Raw genomic sequence first — 2,978 nt, 5'->3', positions numbered from 1 at the left:
TTAAAGTTGAATTAAGCATGTAACTGCCGGCACCGTCGCCTGATCGCCGGTAGGCATCAGTTTGCCGGTTTTCTTATCTCTTGTAAAAATCACAATATTATCCGAATTCTGATTAGCAGTCAAAGCAAATTCTCCCTTTTTATCAATCATGAAATTACGCGGATGTTTGCCACCTGTTCCTTCGTGTCCAATCAATGAAAGCTTTCCGCTTCGCGAATCCACCTTATAAATAACTAAGCTTTCATGGCCTCTGTTGGATGCGTACAAAAATTTCCCATCAGGAGAAAAATGAATATCCGCTGCAGAATTCCTTTCGATAAAGCCTTTTGGCAGCATATTCACCCTCTCCAAAGCCGTCAGGGCACCACTAGCCTTATTTACGCTGAAAGATGCAACTGTAGATGAGATTTCTTCAGCAGAGTAAGCAAAATTACCGTTAGGATGTATGGTGAAATGCCTTGGTCCGGCGCCAGGTGTACTCGCCGAAAACGGCACATCGGCAGGGCTAAGTTTCCCATTTTCATCGACTTTGTAGATCATTATTTTATCGATACCGAGATCCGACACATAAATAAATTTGCCATCAGCGGAAGGGATGGCGGAATGAATATGAGGTCCCTCCTGTCGCCCGACCACTATACTGCTACCGCTATGCTTAATAAAATCAGATGCAAGCGCTAGGGAACCATCTTTGTTTATTGGTAGAACGGATAATGTGCCATCTCCATAGTTTGACACATAGGCAAATCTACCTTTCGGATCTACACTGAGGTGGGCTGGGCCCTTTCCTCCTGCAGATTGCTCGTTAACTTTGGTCAGAAGCCCGGTAGCCTTATCAATTCTAAATGCCATAACGCTACCATTTCCATCCGTTAAAGTGCCCTTGCCGTAAATTGAATATAACATTCCCTTATCCGGATTCAATGCCAAAAATCCAGGATTTGTCCCCTCTGTAAGCGTCTGCAATTCTCTCAGCTTTCCCTGTGTGCGGTCAAACTCGAAGACATATATGCCCTTACTTCCTCTTGTTGAAGAGGTTCCCGCATAGATAATATCTTTGATTTGGGCAGGTAAAATATTCGTAATGACGAGTATGCTGATGGCTAAACAAAAAAATCTTTTCATTATCATGTTCTTAATTTTTTGAGTTTTAAGTCAGTAGTCACATTGTTAAGCTAGTGACCATTACAAATTTGAAATTCTCTATTGGTTGAACTTAGTTGCACCGAGACCGTTAAGGTCCCATACAATTCGCCCCGCTCGTATAGTCATTTCGGCTTCCAACTTTTGGTTGCCTTCCAACCGGTTGTTCCCTGAATCTACGAATCCAAATTCACCTTTCATTATTCTCAGAAGCGTAATGTCAGCCTCAGAACCTTCACTTAGATTTCCAAGATCTGGTCTTTTTATTGAAAGCGCCGGTTTCCACGTCCCTCTGGCAACTATTTCCTGAATACTCATTCCCATAGCCAGGTATTTAGACATTACGTTGAGTATAGTTTTCATCCCGGAATTCATACTTGTGCGATGTTCGTCGGTGCCAAAAGAGTTTGGCAATAATCCTTCCTTCAAGGCCGGCACTGCCTGGTTGAACCAGAATCCAGCTCCCCCGTGTCCAACGTCAAACAAAACACCTTTTTCCTGTGCTCGTCTGACAAAGGGCCTGATTTTTCCTTTTTCGTCAATAACGGTCATCCTCTCCTGCACATTTTCGTAAGCATGGGTGATAATATCACCCGGCCTCATACGCTTTAGCTGATCTTCAAGCGTATATTGGGGAAGATGACATTCTACAAAAAACGGCACGTTTGTTAATTGAGCTGCCTCGATAGCCCTATCAAATGGCGCCCAGTCTTTTCCACTATAGTGCCCGATTCTTGTTCCTATGATAACATCCGGATTTTTTTTGATCGCATCTGTGGTCTGCTGCACATCGAAAGTGGAAAGGTCGGGCTCGGTTGCGCTGCCCGATACCAAGCCTGATTCAAAAATATTCAGAAAAGCCAGAACTCGAGTCGTAGACTTATCAATCACCTGAGATTTGAATTGCGGAAAGTTTTTCCATCCTGATGTACCTGCATCAACTACAGTGGTAATACCTGAGCGGGGTCCGAAAGCATCAGGTAACTGGCTGGATGTTCCATCAACAAATCCGGGATTACCTCCAAAAAAAACATGTGTATGCATATTGATTAAACCCGGACTGACATACAGACCCTTAGCGTCAATTAATTTTTTTGCACCCGCCACAGGTATATCAGCGGCAACCTTAAAAATTTTCCCCTTACTGATAGCTACGTCCATTCGGGAATTGATTCCGTTTTTCGCGTCGATTACATGTCCATTCTTTATCAAAATGTCTATTTCTTGTCCGCTACTTACAAAAGGGCAAACCAAAAACAGAATTCCAAGAAAAAGGCGAGCATAATTGAAGTTCAAAAATGGTCTTCTCTTAAATTTATATTTCACGATCTGATCTTTTAGAATTAATTCGTAACTGGATTTGTCCAAACCGCTGCATCCAGACCGTTGAGGTCTGAAACGATACGGCCGGCTCTTATCTTTAACTCAGTTTCAGGCTTTTCGGTGCCGTTGATTTTATTTCTCCGCACATCTGTATATCCAAAATTACCTTTTATGTTATATTAAATCTAGCGATTTTAATGAGAATATAAATATCCAGGTTTATTAGGAGCACGAGTCGCTCCAGTAAATTCCTTGATCAATTCAAATAATTTCCCTACCTTTGCGGCGCTTTCAGCAATAAGGCTGATTGCTTTAAATATTATCATGAACCCATTTAGTACCTTGGGTATCCGTCATGATATTGTTAATGCCATAACTGAACTGGGATTCGAAAATCCCACACCAATCCAGGAACAATCTATCCCGGTATTACTTTCAGGCAGCAACGATTTTGTCGGATTAGCTCAAACAGGAACCGGTAAAACGGCTGCATTTGGCATCCCCCTTTTAGA

The 2,978-nt window shown here is 42.4% G+C and carries 3 protein-coding genes; 1 reads left to right on the top strand and 2 read right to left on the bottom strand.

The genetic code is table 11. The features are described 5' to 3' along the window. Together ACLL8Z_RS00545 and ACLL8Z_RS00540 are read right to left on the bottom strand one after the other, a co-directional pair. A complete protein-coding gene (locus ACLL8Z_RS00545; RefSeq protein WP_411272791.1) occupies window positions 1–1,125 on the bottom strand; it encodes a lactonase family protein in 1,125 nt (374 codons plus the stop codon). Window positions 1,126–1,203: 78 nt separating this feature from the next. After that, window positions 1,204–2,469, bottom strand: coding sequence for an amidohydrolase/deacetylase family metallohydrolase (locus ACLL8Z_RS00540; protein WP_411272790.1), 1,266 nt, complete (start codon window positions 2,467–2,469; stop codon window positions 1,204–1,206). Window positions 2,470–2,790: 321 nt separating this feature from the next. On the opposite strand from ACLL8Z_RS00540, the gene ACLL8Z_RS00535 reads away from it, so the two are divergent. Next, a partial coding sequence (locus ACLL8Z_RS00535) for a DEAD/DEAH box helicase (protein WP_411272789.1) occupies window positions 2,791–2,978 on the top strand: 188 nt, incomplete at its 3' end.

The sequence above is a fragment of the Daejeonella sp. genome, assembly GCF_046590655.1.
In the GTDB taxonomy this organism is placed as follows: domain Bacteria; phylum Bacteroidota; class Bacteroidia; order Sphingobacteriales; family Sphingobacteriaceae; genus Daejeonella.
Note: the sequence above shows the minus strand (reverse complement) of the source record. Positions and strands in the feature narration are given on the sequence as shown.